At 33.2% G+C, this 18,058-nt stretch carries 13 protein-coding genes; 4 read left to right on the top strand and 9 right to left on the bottom strand.

Going from position 1 to position 18,058, the window contains the following annotated elements; genetic code table 11:
- The first annotated feature begins 156 nt into the window (after positions 1-156).
- The gene (uvrA, locus tag BC962_RS05945; RefSeq protein ID WP_121345004.1) at positions 157-2,943 is read left to right on the top strand and encodes an excinuclease ABC subunit UvrA; all 2,787 of its coding nucleotides are present in this window, start codon (positions 157-159) and stop codon (positions 2,941-2,943) included.
- A gap of 177 nt (positions 2,944-3,120) precedes the next feature.
- Complete coding sequence (locus tag BC962_RS05940) at positions 3,121-4,362, top strand: hypothetical protein (RefSeq protein WP_147405628.1); 1,242 nt, start codon at positions 3,121-3,123, stop codon at positions 4,360-4,362.
- A 221-nt stretch (positions 4,363-4,583) separates the two neighbouring features.
- Here BC962_RS05940 and BC962_RS05935 read toward each other — a convergent pair whose 3' ends face one another.
- Genes BC962_RS05935 through BC962_RS05920 form a run of 4 tightly spaced genes read right to left on the bottom strand, consistent with a single transcriptional unit; the run spans position 4,584 to position 10,080 of the window.
- The gene (locus BC962_RS05935) at positions 4,584-6,038 is read right to left on the bottom strand and encodes an oligosaccharide flippase family protein (RefSeq protein WP_121345002.1); all 1,455 of its coding nucleotides are present in this window, start codon (positions 6,036-6,038) and stop codon (positions 4,584-4,586) included.
- A gap of 9 nt (positions 6,039-6,047) precedes the next feature.
- Positions 6,048-7,328: a glycosyltransferase family 4 protein gene (locus BC962_RS05930; protein WP_121345001.1), complete on the bottom strand. Its 1,281-nt coding sequence runs from the start codon at positions 7,326-7,328 to the stop codon at positions 6,048-6,050.
- 33 nt (positions 7,329-7,361) lie between these two features.
- A complete protein-coding gene (locus BC962_RS05925) occupies positions 7,362-9,782 on the bottom strand; it encodes a YfhO family protein (protein WP_121345000.1) in 2,421 nt (806 codons plus the stop codon).
- 25 nt (positions 9,783-9,807) lie between these two features.
- Positions 9,808-10,080, bottom strand: coding sequence for a DUF4834 domain-containing protein (locus BC962_RS05920; protein ID WP_121344999.1), 273 nt, complete (start codon positions 10,078-10,080; stop codon positions 9,808-9,810).
- Positions 10,081-10,168: 88 nt separating this feature from the next.
- On the opposite strand from BC962_RS05920, the gene BC962_RS05915 reads away from it, so the two are divergent.
- On the top strand, positions 10,169-11,161 hold the full coding sequence (locus BC962_RS05915; protein ID WP_245984083.1) for a transporter: 993 nt from the start codon (positions 10,169-10,171) through the stop codon (positions 11,159-11,161).
- 68 nt (positions 11,162-11,229) lie between these two features.
- Here BC962_RS05915 and BC962_RS05910 read toward each other — a convergent pair whose 3' ends face one another.
- The 3 genes from BC962_RS05910 to BC962_RS05900 form a co-directional block, all read right to left on the bottom strand.
- Entirely contained in the window at positions 11,230-12,489 is a 1,260-nt protein-coding gene (locus tag BC962_RS05910; protein WP_121344997.1) for an aminotransferase class I/II-fold pyridoxal phosphate-dependent enzyme, read from the bottom strand.
- Between the two features lie 150 nt (positions 12,490-12,639).
- A complete protein-coding gene (locus BC962_RS05905) occupies positions 12,640-13,680 on the bottom strand; it encodes a PLP-dependent cysteine synthase family protein (RefSeq protein WP_121346021.1) in 1,041 nt (346 codons plus the stop codon).
- 101 nt (positions 13,681-13,781) lie between these two features.
- Positions 13,782-15,920 (bottom strand): S9 family peptidase, encoded by a 2,139-nt coding sequence (locus tag BC962_RS05900; RefSeq protein WP_121344996.1) that lies wholly within the window; start codon positions 15,918-15,920, stop codon positions 13,782-13,784.
- Between the two features lie 64 nt (positions 15,921-15,984).
- Here BC962_RS05900 and BC962_RS05895 point away from each other — a divergent pair, with 64 nt between their 5' ends.
- Positions 15,985-16,308, top strand: coding sequence for a YbaB/EbfC family nucleoid-associated protein (locus BC962_RS05895; protein WP_121344995.1), 324 nt, complete (start codon positions 15,985-15,987; stop codon positions 16,306-16,308).
- A 100-nt stretch (positions 16,309-16,408) separates the two neighbouring features.
- Here BC962_RS05895 and BC962_RS05890 read toward each other — a convergent pair whose 3' ends face one another.
- Both BC962_RS05890 and BC962_RS05885 read right to left on the bottom strand, forming a co-directional pair.
- Complete coding sequence (locus BC962_RS05890) at positions 16,409-16,924, bottom strand: redoxin domain-containing protein (RefSeq protein ID WP_121344994.1); 516 nt, start codon at positions 16,922-16,924, stop codon at positions 16,409-16,411.
- A gap of 93 nt (positions 16,925-17,017) precedes the next feature.
- A complete protein-coding gene (locus BC962_RS05885) occupies positions 17,018-18,046 on the bottom strand; it encodes a threonine aldolase family protein (RefSeq protein ID WP_121344993.1) in 1,029 nt (342 codons plus the stop codon).
- Between the last annotated feature and the right edge of the window lie 12 nt (positions 18,047-18,058).

Here is an 18,058-nt window from a genome sequence, read left to right as displayed (position 1 = left end):
GATTTTTAGAATGTTCGTTGATGCTCCAAATATAGCAACATATATTTTACATAAACAAACTTAAAGCTTATTTTTTAACAAATCATATAGATTTTGTTCACTTTTTACACTGATTCTTATTGAGTACCTTTGCATTTATTTCGATAAGACAAATTCATGGCAGTAGATATTTCAAAGGTTAACCCCAAAGAAAACATAATAATTAAAGGAGCTAAACTCCATAATTTAAAGAATATTGATGTTATAATTCCAAGAAATAAGTTGGTAGTAATTACCGGGCTTTCTGGTTCTGGAAAATCAAGTCTCGCGTTTGATACACTGTATGCTGAAGGGCAACGCCGGTATGTAGAAAGTTTATCTTCTTATGCTAGACAATTCCTTGGAAGATTGAATAAGCCCAAAGTAGATTATATTAAAGGAATTGCTCCTGCGATCGCTATAGAGCAAAAAGTGAATTCTACAAATCCTCGCTCTACTGTTGGAACTTCTACAGAGATCTATGATTATTTAAAACTCTTATTTGCAAGAATTGGAAAAACCTATTCCCCAGTATCTGGAGATGAAGTCAAAAAAGATACAGTAACAGATGTTATAAACTATGTAAAGTCATTTCCTGAAGGCGAAAAAATGCTACTTCTCTCCCCTATTCATTTAGAAAATGGTCGAGTTCTAAAGGAGAAATTAAATGTTCTTCTTCAACAAGGTTATAGCAGAATAAAAGTTAAGGAAGATGTTGTTAGGATAGATGAAACACCTTTAGAAGATCTAGTTCCAGAGAAAGTTTCATTAGTAGTAGACAGAATTGTAACAAAAGATGACGAAGATTTTCTGAATAGGTTAGCCGATGCTACTCAGGCAGCTTTTTTTGAAGGCAAAGGTGAGATCTTCTTACAGAGCTTATCCGATAACAAATTAAGACATTTCAGTAATAAATTTGAACTGGATGGAATTACCTTTTTAGAACCAAATGTCCATCTTTTCAGCTTTAATAATCCATATGGTGCATGTCCCAAATGTGAAGGTTATGGGGATGTAATAGGAATAGATGAAGATCTGGTTATTCCCAACACCGCGCTATCTGTATATGAAAATGCGATATTTCCTTGGAGAGGTGAAAGTATGAGTTGGTATAGAGATCAATTGGTAAACAATTCTCATAAATTCAATTTTCCAATACATAAGCCTTATTTCGAATTAACTCAAGATCAAAAAGATCTTATCTGGAGTGGGAATTCTCATTTTGAAGGACTAGATGCTTTCTTCGCTTTTCTAGAATCTAAAGCTTATAAAATTCAGAATAGAGTAATGTTATCTAGATACAGAGGCAAAACTAGATGTACTGTTTGTAAAGGAAAAAGATTAAGACAAGAGGTAAATTACGTTAAAGTTGGGGGAGCTACCATTACAGACCTTGTGGAAAAACCAATAGATAAGGTTCGTGAATTTTTTAGTGCACTACAACTTAATGAAACTGATACCCAAATTTCAAAACGGCTTTTAGCTGAAATTAATAATCGTTTGCATTTCCTATCTAATGTTGGATTGGATTATTTAACCCTTAATAGAAAATCCAATTCATTATCTGGAGGAGAGTCTCAACGTATCAACTTGGCTACCTCTCTTGGAAGTAGTCTTGTAGGATCCATGTACATCTTAGATGAGCCGTCCATTGGCTTACATCCAAGAGATACAAAGAAATTGATTGAAGTACTTAAAAACCTTAGAGACCTGGGGAATACCGTAATTGTTGTGGAGCATGATGAAGATATTATGCGAGAAGCAGATGAAATTATAGATATAGGGCCAGAAGCTGGAACTCATGGTGGCGAAGTTGTAGCAACAGGCTCATTTAATGATATTTTAAAAGCCAATTCTTTAACCTCGCAATACTTAAATGATACTATGCGGATAGAAGTTCCTAAGAAAAGAAGGACTTCTAAGCAATTTGTAAGAATTATTGGTGCTAGAGAAAATAACTTAAAAAATATAGATGTTACATTTCCTCTAGGCGTCTTTACCGCTATTACTGGAGTTTCAGGAAGTGGTAAAAGCACCTTGGTAAAAAAGATACTTTATCCTGCATTACAAAAAAGCATAGGTGGATATGGCGAAAAAGCTGGACAATTTACAGATATAGAAGGTGAATACAAAAACACGAAATCTATTGAGTTTGTAGATCAAAATCCTATTGGAAGATCATCAAGGTCCAATCCTGTTACTTATATCAAGGCTTACGATGATATTAGGAATTTATTTGCTAATCAGAAATTATCTGTAATTAGGGGTTTTAAGGCGAAACATTTTTCTTTTAATGTAGATGGAGGGAGATGTGAAACTTGTAAGGGAGAAGGAGAAGTTACCATAGAAATGCAATTCATGGCCGATGTTCATTTAGAATGTGAAACTTGTAAAGGTAAACGCTTTAAAAAGGAAGTACTAGAAGTTCAATTCGCCGAAAAAAATATTGATGATATTCTTAAAATGACCATTAATGAGGCTATTGATTTTTTTACCAGTAATGATATTTCAAAGATCACTAAGAAGCTTCAACCTTTGCAAGATGTTGGATTAGGATATGTGCAGTTAGGACAAAGTAGTTCTACCCTATCTGGTGGGGAAGCACAAAGAATTAAATTGGCTTCATTTCTAGTTAAGGGAACCACGAAAGATAAAGCGCTTTTCATATTTGATGAACCTACTACTGGTTTACATTTTCATGATATTCAGAAATTATTGAAATCTTTTAATGCCCTAATAGAAAAAGGTCATTCCGTTATTGTAATAGAACACAACATGGATCTCGTGAAATGTGCAGATCATATTATAGATCTTGGATTAGATGGAGGTGAAAATGGAGGATATCTTATTGCTGAAGGAACTCCAGAAGAGATAGCGAAGAACAAGAAGTCTTATACGGCTCCTTTCCTAAAAGAGAAATTGTAGAAGTTAATTATGGTTCTTTCAGTTGAAAATGAGAATTTTAGAATAAATTAGATAATTCATTTTTAGATTAGATTTTGATTCTAGGGTAAACATCTAAGGTTTTGGCACGCGGTTTGTATTAATTGGAACAATAGCATCCAACTAAAATTAATCTGTAATAACCTAAAATCACCCTCTATGAAAAATTTAGCACTTTTGTTTACAATGCTTTTCGTTGGATGGTCGGCATCTGCCAATTCTACTGATAATTCTAGTTCGTTTCCATTCAATAACTATGGAGAGTCTATCATCTTCGTGGAGGGAGGCGTGGAATTCGCTATTTATTCAAACGGAGAATTTGATTTCTATTACGACCCTCAGTTTACAAGAAATTCTGTACAAATTTCTGCTCCTAACGGAAATATCAGTTATAATTCAGGATATAACTATGATCCTTATGTTCAATACGATGATTATGGTGCTGTAATTCAAATTGAAAACGTACCAGTATATTATGATTATTACGGTAGAATAATTCAAGCTGGAAATATCTCTATAGATTATAACAGATATGGTAAGGTTTCTAGATTAGGTGGATTACATATTCAATATAATAGTTTTCATACCCCAGTTCATTATTCCGGATATATAAATGCTTATAACTCAAGATATGTATACAGGCCTTGGCATAAATATTATGCCAGACCTCATAGTTCTTATAGAGTTGTTTATTATGAGCCATATAGAGCATATTATGAGCCAATTAGAGTTAATTACACGCAATATGTAACTTACTACCAGAGTAATAATTACCACTATAGAAGCAAAAAGGATTATTATAGACCTGGACATAGTAACGTAGCATATAATAATGGAAGAAGGACTTCAGAAATGAGAACTATTCAATCCACCTCAGGAAGATCATCAGTAGATAATAATAGAAGAAGTAATAATCTCTCTTCTAGAAATACATCTGCAAGACTAGGTAGAGATGCTAGTGGAAATAGATTGATGGAAAGAAGTTCCAACACTCGAGCTACATCCAGAAAAGAAATTTCTAATAATAGTAGACATGCAGCCGCAGTAAGATCAAACAGAAATTCTACGGGGGTTGCAACAAAAAATACTCGTTCTACTAATGAAGGAAGAATTATTTCTAGAAATAGTGGAAGTTCTAATAATCGAACCAATACAACTTCCAGAATACAACAAGATTCTAGAACTGTAACTAGCGTTCCTCAAACTAGAAGTACTACTACAACAACGGCTACAACCCAAAGAGGAAGAACTACAAGCAGTAATTCCAGTTCTACGAGAACACCGCAGTCCCAGAATAATAGTAGAGCAGAAAGCGTAAAAGAAGTTCAAAACACAGAAAATGCCAGATCAGGTAGATCTTCTTCTTCCAGAGATGATTCTAGAAGTTCGGTAAGAAAATAATAAAGTTAAGTTTTTGGTTGGTTAGTTAGTTAGAAAATCTCCATTGATATTGAAAAATGTCGTGGGGATTTTCATTTTTATACAATAATCAATCTCTAATATTTCATCTATTTTCATCTATAGTTGAGGAAAAAGATGAATTCAATTTACCAGAACATTAGAATAGAATTCTTAAGAAAATGGGATTAAGAGTTCCAAATTAATTTCTACTTAAGGAGATACTATTTACTAGTATACTTTCTAAATAGTGAATTAATGTCTTCAGAAAAATTAAACCTAAGCGCAACAAAAACATAGATAATACTTACTATCAAAGATTTAAGAAAAATATTAAGTAGAGGATGAAAAGGGAATTCCCAGAAGTAAAAAGCCGCAGTAAGAAAGGTGGTGAATATTAAAATATATAGCGTTTTTAAGCTAAAAGGTTGCATCTTAAATTTGTTGAGTACAATTAATAATTTTGATACATTATAAACAGCAAAAGCCAAGAAACTTGCAACAGCTGCACCAAGAATTCCATAAGCAGGAATTAGAAGCAAATTAAAAACGAATGCCACAATAGAAAGTATAACTCCAAATACAAGCACCAATCTATAATAGTCTGAGTTAAAAAGGATACTGTTATTATTTCCCAGCATATTGTCAAACAACTTTACTACCGACAATAGCAATATAATAAATGTACTTATTTGATATTCCTCTGGGATCAATAAATATAACTGATTGATATTTACAATTATCAAAATGAAAATTATTGCGCTTACCACTAATAGGGTGAGCGAACTACGCTTATATAAATTCTCTAATGATCTCTTATCATTACTATTCAACAAACTTGCAGTAAGTGGATGGATTATTTGGTGCATCGCTTTTTGCGGTACAGAAATCACTGTAGCAATATAAACAGCAATTCCGTAGATAGCTACATTTTCTATTGGTAAATAGTGTTCTATCATCACCTTATCTAAATCCAATAAAATAGTGGCCACCGAACCAGCAATTAAAATAAGTGCGGAGTATTTTAATACTGAATTCAAATTACTCGGTAGCGAAAGATTAAATTTAGGTTTATAAAGAGAGAAAGCATAGAGTTGCATTGCAATAGCCCTTATTACGAAGACCAAAACCATAGCATAAATAAAATACTCTACTGTGATTATTGAAAAGTATACCAGAAACAACAAAAGGGTAATACAAAGTCTATGAAATACTTCTTTCATAAAGTTACCAAACACACTCTGATAGTTAATTTTAGACCAAGCAAAGAAAACTTCAAAATAAGCTGTAGCAAAGGCAATTATAAAAATAAGCCAGATATAAGGCTGTACAAGCTGATTACCTGCCTCAAAGTATGCTAATAACCATTTATAACTAAAAACCCCTACAAGACCCAATAAAATAGAAACTCCTAATGGTAATAGCAATATAACATTCAGTAATTTATCCTTTTCTTCTTTAGTTTTATAAGAGGTATAGAATTTCACTAAAGTATTATGAACACCAAAAGCCATAAATGGCCAAACTAAATTTGCGGCAGATAATAAGAAACTAACAAGTCCGTAATATTCTTTTTCAAGAAAATAAGTAAATAAAAAGAGAGTATTTATAGCACCTATCCCAAAGCCAAAATAGGTGGTGATCATATTTTTAAAAGACTGCTTTATTATAACTCCCATTGGGTAAATCTACTCTTTTAAAAGTTTAGCCAAGTCTCCAGTAAGGTTTCTCCGACTATATTTTTCAGTGTTCAAAGAGTTCACACTTAACTCTTGTTTTTTATACTGTTTATACAAACTCTGTATGTGCTGTTTTAAACTCGCTTCTTCATGATACCCGAAATATGTTCCAGAATTTGTTTCTGCCAATATATTTTTCACGTCCCAGTCTTTTGGACCTAAGGCTAAAATCGGTCTCTTGGAAGCCATATATTCAAATAGTTTCCCCGGTATAATTCCTTTGGTTTCAAAACTATTAATCTCCACCAATAGCAAGACCTGGGAGGTTTGCTGGATATTATTGGCCTTGTAATGAGAAACATATCCAGGTAATTCTAGATTACCACCTAAATTATGTTCTTTTATAGATTTTAAAACGTCATCGCTTACCGTTCCTACTAAATTTAAGACAAGATCTGTACTAAATTCTTTGTCTTCTGAAATGAGCTCCTGTAATACTTTCCAAAGATTTATAGGATTTCTACCCGAGAGTAAAGATCCTATATGCGATAAAGTGAATTTTTGATCTAATTCTGAGGAAAACTCCAAACTAGGATCATATCCATTAGTGATCACAGATATTGGTTTTTCCGTTTTCTGCTGAAATTCTTTTTGAGTGGAAAAACTTGTAGTTATTATTTGATCGGCAGAAGTTAGAACCTCCTTTTCCAAAAATAAATGTTTAGCTTCAGCTGAAGTGGATAACTTCAATTTCTTATGATATCCTATTTCTGTCCAAGGATCTCTAAAATCTGCAAGCCATTTTATTTCTAATTTTTTCTTTAAACCAAGACCAATAAGATGTAAACTATGGGGTGGCCCAGTTGTTATTATGGTATCAATATTATTTACTGAAATATAACCCGTTAAAAACTTTACTGAAGGTTTTATCCAAAATTTACGAGCATCAGGGATAAAGAAATTACCTCTGATATATAAAAATAACTTTTGAAGTAAATTTTGAGTTTTAGCTTCTTTAATGATCCCACTGCTTATCGTTGAAGTTTCCTTTTTAGAAAAAAACTTTGCTAAAAAGTAAGGTTCAAAAATTCGTTTTTTCAGTATAGTTATTCCTTTTGGAATATCATCTAAAAGACTTTTATCTACGATTGGATAATCTGGATTCTCTGGAATATAAACAAGAGGTTCAATATCAAATTCCCGTAAGTATTTAACGAATTTTAACCAGCGTTGTACCCCTGGACCACCAGCAGGTGGCCAATAATAAGTTATAATTAAAACCTTTTTCATAGTGGCACTTTAGAACGTACAAATTAAAATCGTTCAGTTCTTTTTCCTGAAAGTGAAATAAATTCCACCTAATGTTAGGAGCCCTAATAAAATAGAACTTGCAAGAGCTATACTACTTCCTGTTTTAATTACCTGTGGCTCAAATTTAAAAGTAATAGTATGCTCACCAGCAGGTACCTGCATACCTCTTAAGATATAATCTACATTATAATGAGGTACTTCTTTTCCATCTACAAAAGCTTTCCAACCATTTTCATAGTACATTTCAGAAAACACTGCGAATTGCTTTTTGGAAGATTTTGATCTATAAACTAATTCGTTTGGTTGTTGTTTGATCAACTTAATACTTGCCGTGGAATCCTTTAGTTTATTTGCACTTAATTCAGATTTCTTAAATTCAGAATTAATGATGACAGTAGATCTAAGTTTGGTATCTGCCAAACTCAAAATCTCTTCATCTGGAGAGTTTACCCATTTAATATTCTCAACAAACCAGGCATTTCCAAAGACGTTTGGATTTTCTTGTGCGATAGGTCCTTCTTCCGATGGTACTATTATATACTTCACATTAAGCATATTCAACACAGACATATTATTTTTTGAAATATAAAAATCGAATAGATCCTGCATTCTTCCTGGCTTGGCTGCGTGATAGCCACCAATAGAATTATGAAAATAAGATGTTCTACCTGTATTAAATGGACTTTCTGCAAGGTCAAAAACTCGGAAATGACTTTTATCTTGAAGAATTAGTTCGTCTGCTGCAGTTTTCTGGAAAGGTTTGTTCATCACCCTTGCTGCCACAAAATCTTCACTATTCACATATCTTCTATCTACTCCAACTAAGTCGAACAAGATTAAGAGAACGAAACCTAATATAATTAAGTTCTTATTTGCAAGCTTTTTTAAGTAGGCATAGATAAACCCAGCAGCAATTAATACTAAAATTAGGGATCTAAGTGCATCGGCTGTGAATATAGAAATTCTATCTTCTTTCAGAGCTCTAACGAACTCTGCCCCCATTTGTTCTATATAAACAGAATCACTTCCTCCACTAAAACTAAATAAAGAGGTTTTTAGAACAAGTAAAACTAAAGCGAAACCGGCTGTAATTATGGTTGCCCATTTTAAGGCATGTAGTTTTTCTTCCTCATCTTCAAAATTGTTAAAGAGTTTATGTAACCCAAAAATTGCTAGTATTGGAATACATAATTCAGCAATGATTTGAATAGATGAAACCGCACGGAACTTATTATATAGGGGAACAAAATCTATAAAAAATTCAGTAACAAAACCAAAATTCTTACCCCAAGATAAAATTAGTGATAAGATGGTTCCACCCACGATCCACCATTTTAATCTTCCTTTTATTAAGAATAGGGCAAATACAAATAAGAAGATAATACTCGCCCCAATATAGGCCGGCGCTCCAACAAAGGGTTGACTTCCCCAATACGTTGGCGCACTTTCTGCAAAATCCTTTGCTTGTGCAGGAGAAGCCCCCATACGTAGTAATTGAGCATACATTTCAGAATCTTCATCAAGCTTCTCTGAACTTGAACCTCCCATAAACCTTGGTATAAAAAGGTTTAGAGTTTCAGTGATCCCATAACTATATTCAGTGATATAGTCATAATTCAGTCCAGCGGTTTCCTTTTGTTTTCCTTCGGCAGTAATACTTAATCCAGTATCTCCTCGAGTACTAAACTTAGTATATTCTTGAGTTGCCATTAAATTAGTTGCATTAGTTGCAATGGCCAATAAAACAGCAAGTGCCATTACTCCTAATGCTTTGAAGAAATGTGGTAATTGATTTTTTTTGAAAGCATCTATTAAATAAACCAAGCCTAACACTAATACGAGAAGTAATAAGTAATAGGTCATTTGAAAGTGATTTGCACCAATTTCCAAAGCCATAGCAAAGGATAAAAGCAAAAAACCACCGATATATTTATTCCTGAAACACAGCAAAATTCCAGCAAGTACCATTGGCATATATGCAATAGCGTGGGCTTTGGCATTATGACCTACGCCAAGAATAATAATTAGATACGTTGAAAATCCAAAGGCTAAAGCTCCTAAAAATGCGAGTTTATAATCTAGTTTTAAGACAAGTAATAAAATATAGAAGCCTATAAAATATAAGAATAAATAATCTGCAGGCCTAGGTAAGAACCTTAAAACTGAATCTAATTTTTTTATATAATTATGAGGATAGTAAGCACCTAGTTGATATGTTGGCATCCCTCCAAAGGCGGCATCTGTCCAATAAGGCTCCTCTCCAGTTTCGGCTCTAAAGTCATTTTGTTGCTTGGCCATTCCAGTATACTGAACTATATCACTTTGAAAAATTTCTTTTCCTTGAAGAACAGGACTAAAATAGACTAGAGAAATAACAAGAAAACCAAATACCAAAAGAATATGTGGTAGAAAACCTTTTAAGGATCTAATCATAGATAGAATTTAATAGGAACGAAAATTAATCAATTTCTTCGAAATCGATGTACTCCCCTACTTTTTTATTGGAATTACTTGTTTTTGGAATATCTGTTTCAATTTTAACTTCTCCCTTTTTTTGAGTTTTTGGAGCAGCTTGGTTATTGAATTGCTGTTGGAACTTTTGTCCAATTCTTTTTAGAAACCATTTTAAGATCAATGGTCCAAACCATTTTATAAAAATTTTGAAACCAAAATATATTAATAAAATAATTAATACGGTTTTCAAAATACTTTCGAATGATGCTTCGTGCATTTGTATAAAGTTTCTACAAAATTACTATTCTGACGAGACAAATTGGGTATCTATATCCATAAAAAAATAATAAAATCTTCTATATTTGATGGCACTAACAACAACATGTATGAAATTCCATCAGATCAAAATATTTACCTTTCTTATATTCATTACTTCCGGTTTTACCACCTATGCTCAATATACCGAAACCATAAATTCCAATAGGCCTGGAGCCTCTCAAGGAGCATTTTCTGTTGGAACCGGAGTTATTCAACTAGAAGCTGGGGGCTATTATGGTAATGATGAACATACACTATTACGTACAAGTACAGATATTTTGGGAGCCGATTATTCTCTACGTTATGGATTGTTCTTTGAGGCTTTAGAAATTAGTTTAATTGGGTCTTTTGAGGAAGATAAAGAATTCATTAGAATAGGTGCAAATGAAGTGGAGTTTAAAACCCGAAATTTCAAGACAAATACCTTGGGAGTAAAATATCTGATATTTGACCCTAGTAGAACTATTAAACCAGATAAGCCTAATCTATATAGTTGGAAAGCAAATCAGCAATTTAAATGGAAAACTTTGATCCCCGCAGTATCCGTTTATGCAGGAGCTAATTTCTCACAAGCCAATAATCCTTTTTTATATGAAGGAGAAAAGACTATAACACCAAAAGTAGCACTTATCACCCAACATAACTGGACAGGAAGTTGGGTATTAGTTATGAATCTTATCTTGGATAAATTTACTGAGGAATTCCCTAGTTACACTGGAATAGTAACTCTTACCCATGCTTTTACTCCTAAATTTGCAGGATTTCTAGAATACCAAGGGATTATAAGTGATATTTATGCAGACGATTATGTTAGAACTGGGATGGCTTATCTAGTAACAGATGATCTTCAATTTGATGTTTCTGGTTTATTAAATTTCAAAAACACACCAGATAGATGGCAACTCGCTGCTGGGGTTTCCTATAGATTAGATCTACATAAAAAAGAGGAATATTTAGACGACTCTTATGAAGGGGATAGAAGAAGAAAGAGAACAGAGAAAGATGCGTTGAAGGAAGAAGATATTCCTGAACAAAATTAAACCAGGTAATTATATAAAATAAAAAATCCACCATAACTGGTGGATTTTTTATTTTATAAATCTAGGAGTTACTCGCCTAATGAGGCTGTCACTGCTGCAGATAATCTTTTATAAGTTCCGTTCTCTAATCTTTCTCTAATTGCTGAAAAAGCAGTTAAAGTAAGTTCTATGTCTTCCAATGTATGAGTTGCAGTTGGTATCATTCTTAAAAGTATCAATCCTTTTGGAATTACTGGATACACAACAATAGAACAGAAAATACCATGGTTCTCTCTAAGGTCTCTTACTAAAGCCATTGCCTCAGGAATACTTCCTTTTAAATAAACTGGAGTTACACAACTTTGCGTAGTTCCAATATCAAAACCATTGTCTTTAAGACCAGTTTGAAGGGCGTTCACATTTTCCCATAATTTCTCTTTAAGCTGTGGCATTGTTCTAAGCATATCCAAACGCTTTAAAGCACCAACAACCAATTGCATTTGTAAAGATTTTGCAAACATCTGTGAACGTAGATTATATTTTAAATAATCCATGATCTCTTTATCTCCGGCAATAAATGCACCTGTACTAGCTAAAGATTTTGCAAAAGTCGCAAAATAAACATCTATATCATCTTGTACTCCTTGCTCTTCTCCTGCTCCTGCTCCAGTAGCTCCTAGAGTACCAAATCCATGTGCATCATCTACAAAAAGTCTGAAATTATATTTCTTTTTCAGCTCAACGATTTCTTTAAGCCTTCCTTGCTCGCCACGCATTCCAAAAACACCTTCAGAGATCAAAAGAATTCCTCCTCCCGTTTGCTCACATATTTTTGTTGCACGCTGCAAGTTCTTTTCGATACTTTCCATATCATTGTGCATATAGGTGAAACGCTGACCTAAATGCAATCTTACACCATCTATAATACATGCATGCGCATCTACATCATATACAATTACATCTTGCTTAGATACTAATGCATCAATTGTAGATACCATTCCTTGATACCCAAAATTTAAAAGATAAGAAGCCTCTTTATTTACAAATGAAGCAAGCTCATCCTGTAACTGTTCATGAAGATCTGTATGTCCACTCATCATTCTAGCTCCCATTGGGTAAGCAGAACCATATTCGGCTGCAGCTTCAGCATCTACTTTTCGTACTTCAGGATGATTTGCAAGTCCCAAATAATCATTGATACTCCATGTGATCACTTCTTTCCCACGGAATTTCATTCTATTAGAAATTGGTCCCTCTAGCTTTGGGAATACGAAATATCCTTCTGCTTGTTGTGCCCATTTTCCTAAAGGTCCTTTATCCTTATATATTTTATCAAATAAATCTCTCATAGATTTTTTTTATTTACAAGTTGCAAAAGTACTCAAATACAACTCAATTTTACAATAATTATATTTAACAACTTAGACCAACTATTATAACCTAAAAGCATCCTATAAGAAGGATGCTAGTAAGTTTAATATGTTATTAAAGTTGCATCCTTATTTTATAAATTCAATTGACTGCGATTCTACTTCTCTTTTAGAATCAAAAAAGCCCTGAGCCTCCATCCATTCATCACTATATATTTTACTCATATATCTAGAACCGTGATCTGGAAAAATAACAACTACTTTACTATTTTCATCAAATTCTCCTAGTTCCTGTAATTGTTTAATTCCTTGCATTGCAGCTCCACTGGTATATCCAAGAAACATTCCTTCTGTTCTGGCTAGCTCTCTTGCTGTATGAGCACTATCTTCATCGGTCACCTTAATAAATTCGTCAATAATATCGAAATCTGTTGCGGAAGGTATAAGATTTTTACCCAAACCTTCAATTCTGTAAGGATATATTTCATCTTTATCAAATGCTCGAGTCTCATGATATTTCTTTAAAACAGATCCAAATGCATCTATTCCAATAACACGAATATTAGGGTTTTGTTCTTTCAAAAATCTTGCAGTTCCAGAAATTGTTCCTCCAGTTCCACTACAAGCTATTAAATGAGTTAATTTTCCTTCTGTTTGTTCCCAGATCTCAGGACCTGTAGAATTATAATGAGCTTCAATATTCAGTTCATTAAAATATTGGTTGATGTATACCGAACCTTCATTTTCCTCATGTAATCTTTTAGCAACCTCATAATAAGAACGAGGATCGTCTGCTGGAACGTGAGCTGGGCAAACATATACCTTTGCTCCCATGGTTTTAAGCATGTCTATTTTATCTGCAGAAGATTTAGAACTTACTGCCAAAATGCACTTATAGCCTTTAATAATACTTACCATTGCAATACTAAATCCAGTATTTCCAGAGGTAGTTTCAATAATAGTATCACCAGGTTTTAATATTCCTTTTCGTTCTGCCTCTTCAATAATAAATAAAGCTATTCTATCCTTAGAAGAGTGTCCAGGGTTAAAAGCTTCAATTTTCGCATAAAAATCTCCACTAAAATTTTTGGTAATGGAATTCAATCGAACTAAAGGAGTATCTCCTATTAATTGCAATATATTATTGTATACCTTTTTCTTTTCTACCATAAAATGAAATTCTTTAACCAATTTAGGGATTAAAAATTTATTTATAAATGTTAAAACAATCTTAATCCAAAAAACGCCCAAATTTAAGGCAAATTTTTCAATTACTCGGTAATTCCTTCCAAGTCCAGTAAAAAGGCATACTCTTCAGCTACTTCTTTTAAGGCTTCAAATCTTCCAGATGCACCACCATGACCTGCATCCATATTTATATGAAATAGCAACTTATTATCATCTGTTTTTAATTCTCTCAATCTAGCAACCCATTTAGCAGGCTCCCAATATTGTACCTGAGAATCATGTAACCCAGTTGTAATTAACATGTTAGGGTAATTGTGCTTAGTAACATTATCATATGGAGAATAAGAGAGCATATACTTATAATATTTTTCTTCATTAGGGTTTCCCCATTCATCATACTCGCCTGTTGTAAGAGGAATAGAATCATCCAACATTGTTGTTACCACATCTACAAAAGGAACCGCAGCTATGATCCCATTGTATAGTTCTGGAGCTATATTCACTACAGCTCCCATCAATAAACCACCTGCAGAACCACCCATGGCATATAAATGTTCTGCTGAAGTATATTTTTGATCTATTAAATATTTTGAAACATCTATAAAATCTGTGAAAGTATTCATCTTCCTTAACAACTTGCCATCTTCATACCAAGCTCTTCCCAGATATTCTCCTCCTCTAATATGTGCAATAGCATATATAAAGCCTCTGTCCAGCAAACTCAACCTTACGCTAGAAAAATAAGGATCTATTGTAGAACCATAAGAACCATAAGCATATTGTAATAAAGGGTTAGCACCATCTTTTTTAAGATCTTTCCTATAAACAAGGGAAATAGGGATTTTCGTTCCATCTTCGGAAGTGGCCCAAATACGCTCTGTTGTATAATTCTCTTTTTTGAATTCCCCTCCTATTACTTCTTGTTCCTTTAGCACTACTTTCTCTTTAGTAGCCATGTTAAAATCTATAACCGCAGTTGGATTGTTTAAGGAATTGTAAGTATACCTTAAGATATCTGTGTCGAAATCTGGATTAATACTGGTATAAGCAGTATATGTTTCATTATCGAAGGGTAAATAATAGCTTTCATCTGAATGCCATTTAGTGATCTTAATTTTATTCAAGCCTTCATTTCTTTCACTAATAACAAGGTAGTGTTCAAAAATATCTATATCCTCCAATAAATAATCATCTCTATGTGGGATCACCTCAACCCAATTCTCTTGCCCGGTATTATCTACCGGAGTTTTCATCAATTTAAAATTAGTTGCCCCGTCTTTATTAGTAAGGATATAAAATGAATCTTCGAAATGCGTAAGCCCATACTCTAGGCCTCTTTCTCTAGCTTGTACTATTCTAAATTCTCCATTAGGATTATCTGCCTCTAAAATTCTAAATTCACTCGTTAAGGTACTGTGACATCCAATTACCAAATATTTTTTGGATTTAGATTTGTAGATGTAGGTATTATAAGTTTCATCTTCTTCCTCAAAAACTAATTGATCCTCCTTAGTACTTGTTCCTAATACATGTTTATAAATTTGGTTGGAACGTAGCGTCTTATCGTCTTTTTTGGTATAGAAAAGTGTTTTATTATCGTTTGCCCAAGTAGACCCACCAGTAGTTGTTTTTATTTTTTCTTTTAGGATTTCCCCGGTTTCAAGATTTTTAACCTGAATTGTATACTTTCTCCTACTTACAGTATCTACTCCAAAAGCCATTAGTTTGTTATCTGAACTCACATTCAAACCACCTAAACTGTAATATTCATGCCCTTCGGCCATCTCATTTACATCAAACAAGATTTCCTCGGGAGCATCTAAGCTTTCTTTTTTTCTGGAATATATTGGGTAATCTTTCCCTTTTTCAAATCTGGTTAAGTACCAATAACCATTTAACTTATAGGGAACAGACGAATCATCCTCTTTTATCCTAGCTTTCATTTCATCAAAAAGATCTGCCTGAAACTGCTTGGTATGTGCAGTCATTTGCTCATTATATTCATTTTCCTGATCAAGGTATTTGATAACTTCCGGGTTCTCTCTATCGTTCAGCCAGTAGTAATCGTCAATCCTTACATCATTATGAGCTTTTAATTCTTTGGCAATCTTTTTAGCCTTTGGAGGATAAATTTTAGTTTTCAATATAGGGTGATTTTGTGCTATTACATTTGTATTTACAAAGGTAAGGCATCCTATTAAAAAAAGTATGAGTCTTTTCATTTTTAGTGTTATATGATATTGTAAATTAATAAATTTGTACTTAATAATTTATAAAACAAAAACCATGTTTGGAGATATGATGGGGATGATGAGTAAAATCAAAGAAACCCAAGAAAAAGTTGAAGCTACTAAAGAACGTCTTAAAACCGTATTAATAGATGAGCAATCTAGCGATGGCCTTTTAAAAGTAACTGTTACTGCAACGAATGAAATTAAGAACATTTCTATCGCAGATGAGCTATTAGAAGATAAGGAGCAATTAGAAGATTACTTGGTATTAACTTTAAATAAAGCAATAACTAAAGCTACAGGCATCAATGAAGCTGAACTTGCTGCTGTAGCTAAGGATGGAATGCCAGATATACCTGGTTTAGATATGTTTAAATAATAAAAAGGCTTCTAGGAATCCTTTTTTCATTAATGCAAAATGAGCCAAATGAAATATTATTTTCATTTGGCTCATTTTTTAAATTTTCACTAAAATATGACTATGCTTCTCCCCTAGCTGGATATTCTTCATTTAAGACAAATGAAATTGACTTAAGTAGATCGTCAAATTTTGGTCTTGCAAATGGCATACTTTGTATGGATGCTGCATAAAGTGTTCTGTCTGGTCTTATTAAAAATAAACCAGGCTCAAAAAACACATCTGGTTCTTTATCGCTAATCCCTTCAGAAACAAAAAGATCCCAATTTCGTGCATTTTCAATAGAAAAATCAAAACCAACAGTTAACTTATCAATATCCCACATAGTGGTAGTTTCCTCTGCCAGAGATCTTGTATTGGCACTTATACATATAACATTTACACCCTTATCTCTAAATTGATCTATTTTAGAGTTCAATTCTTCTAAGTAGGATTTACAAACTGGACAATGTAAACCTCTATAAAAAACAACCAAAGTAAAATTCTTAGGTTGTTGGTCACGAAGATTCCATGTCATTCCATTTACTGTATCTACTATAAGTTCAGGAACTTCTTGCCTTGGTATTAAATTCTTCATTTTCTCGTTAATTTTAATTGTTGCGAAAAATATAGAATTTAAAAGGTTTACACCTCCTCAATTTTTATAATCTTCTGTTAAGCTTTGACCGTATTAAAATTGAATTCCCTTAAGAACTTGTAGAAATTTCTGATGTTGTTCTTCTGTATAATCTAAATGAGTAACAATTCTAAGCTTTCCTTGCCCCATATTACTAATTCTAATGTTTTCTTTCTGAAGCTGTTTCATAAAACTCTCCTCATTAGAAGCATCTTTTAAGTAGAAAATAGCAATATTGGTTTCAATAGATTCTACTTTTAAAATATAAGTTAAGCCAGCTAAGGTATTTCCTATTTCCTTTGCACGTTTATGATCTTCAGAAAGTCTTTCCACATGATTATCTAAGGCATATATTCCTGCCGCTGCCATAAAACCAACTTGTCTCATACCACCACCAAGGACCTTTCTAACTCTAATAGCATTTTTCATAAGGTCTGAATTCCCAATTAGAACAGAGCCCATTGGCGTTCCTAAACCTTTAGAAAGACAAACAGAAATAGTATCAAACAATTTGCCGTATTCCTTAGGAGACTCTCCCTTAGCAACCAAAGCATTAAATAACCTAGCTCCATCTAAATGCAAACCTAAACCGTGCGAATTACAAACCTTTCGAATCTTTTTTATCTCTTCCAGATCATAACAAGCACCTCCACCTTTGTTGGTTGTGTTTTCTAAGCATACTAAACTTGTTAACGGACTATGATAAAAATCTGGCGGATTTATATTCTCTTCTACTTGTGCTGCAGTGATCATTCCTCTGTCTCCATCTACAAGTTTACAGGAAACTCCGCTGTTAAAGGAAACTCCTCCTCCTTCATAATTGAAAACATGTGCCCATTTATCGCATATTAATTGCTCGGCAGGTTGAGTGTGTAATTTTATTGCCGCCTGATTTGCCATACTTCCTGTTGGAAAAAACAATGCTTCATCCATACCAAACATATCGGCTAACTTCTTCTCCAATTCATTTACAGATGGATCTTCTTTATAAACGTCGTCTCCTACTTTTGCTGAGATAATAGCTTGTAACATTTCTTTTGTTGGACGAGTAACAGTATCGCTACGTAAATCTATTTCCTTCATATATTATTTTTC

It is taken from the genome of Gillisia mitskevichiae (genome assembly GCF_003634585.1).
In the GTDB taxonomy this organism is placed as follows: Bacteria; Bacteroidota; Bacteroidia; order Flavobacteriales; family Flavobacteriaceae; genus Gillisia; species Gillisia mitskevichiae.
The sequence above is the reverse complement of the archived record's forward strand: the minus strand, read 5'-3'. Positions and strand labels throughout refer to the sequence as shown.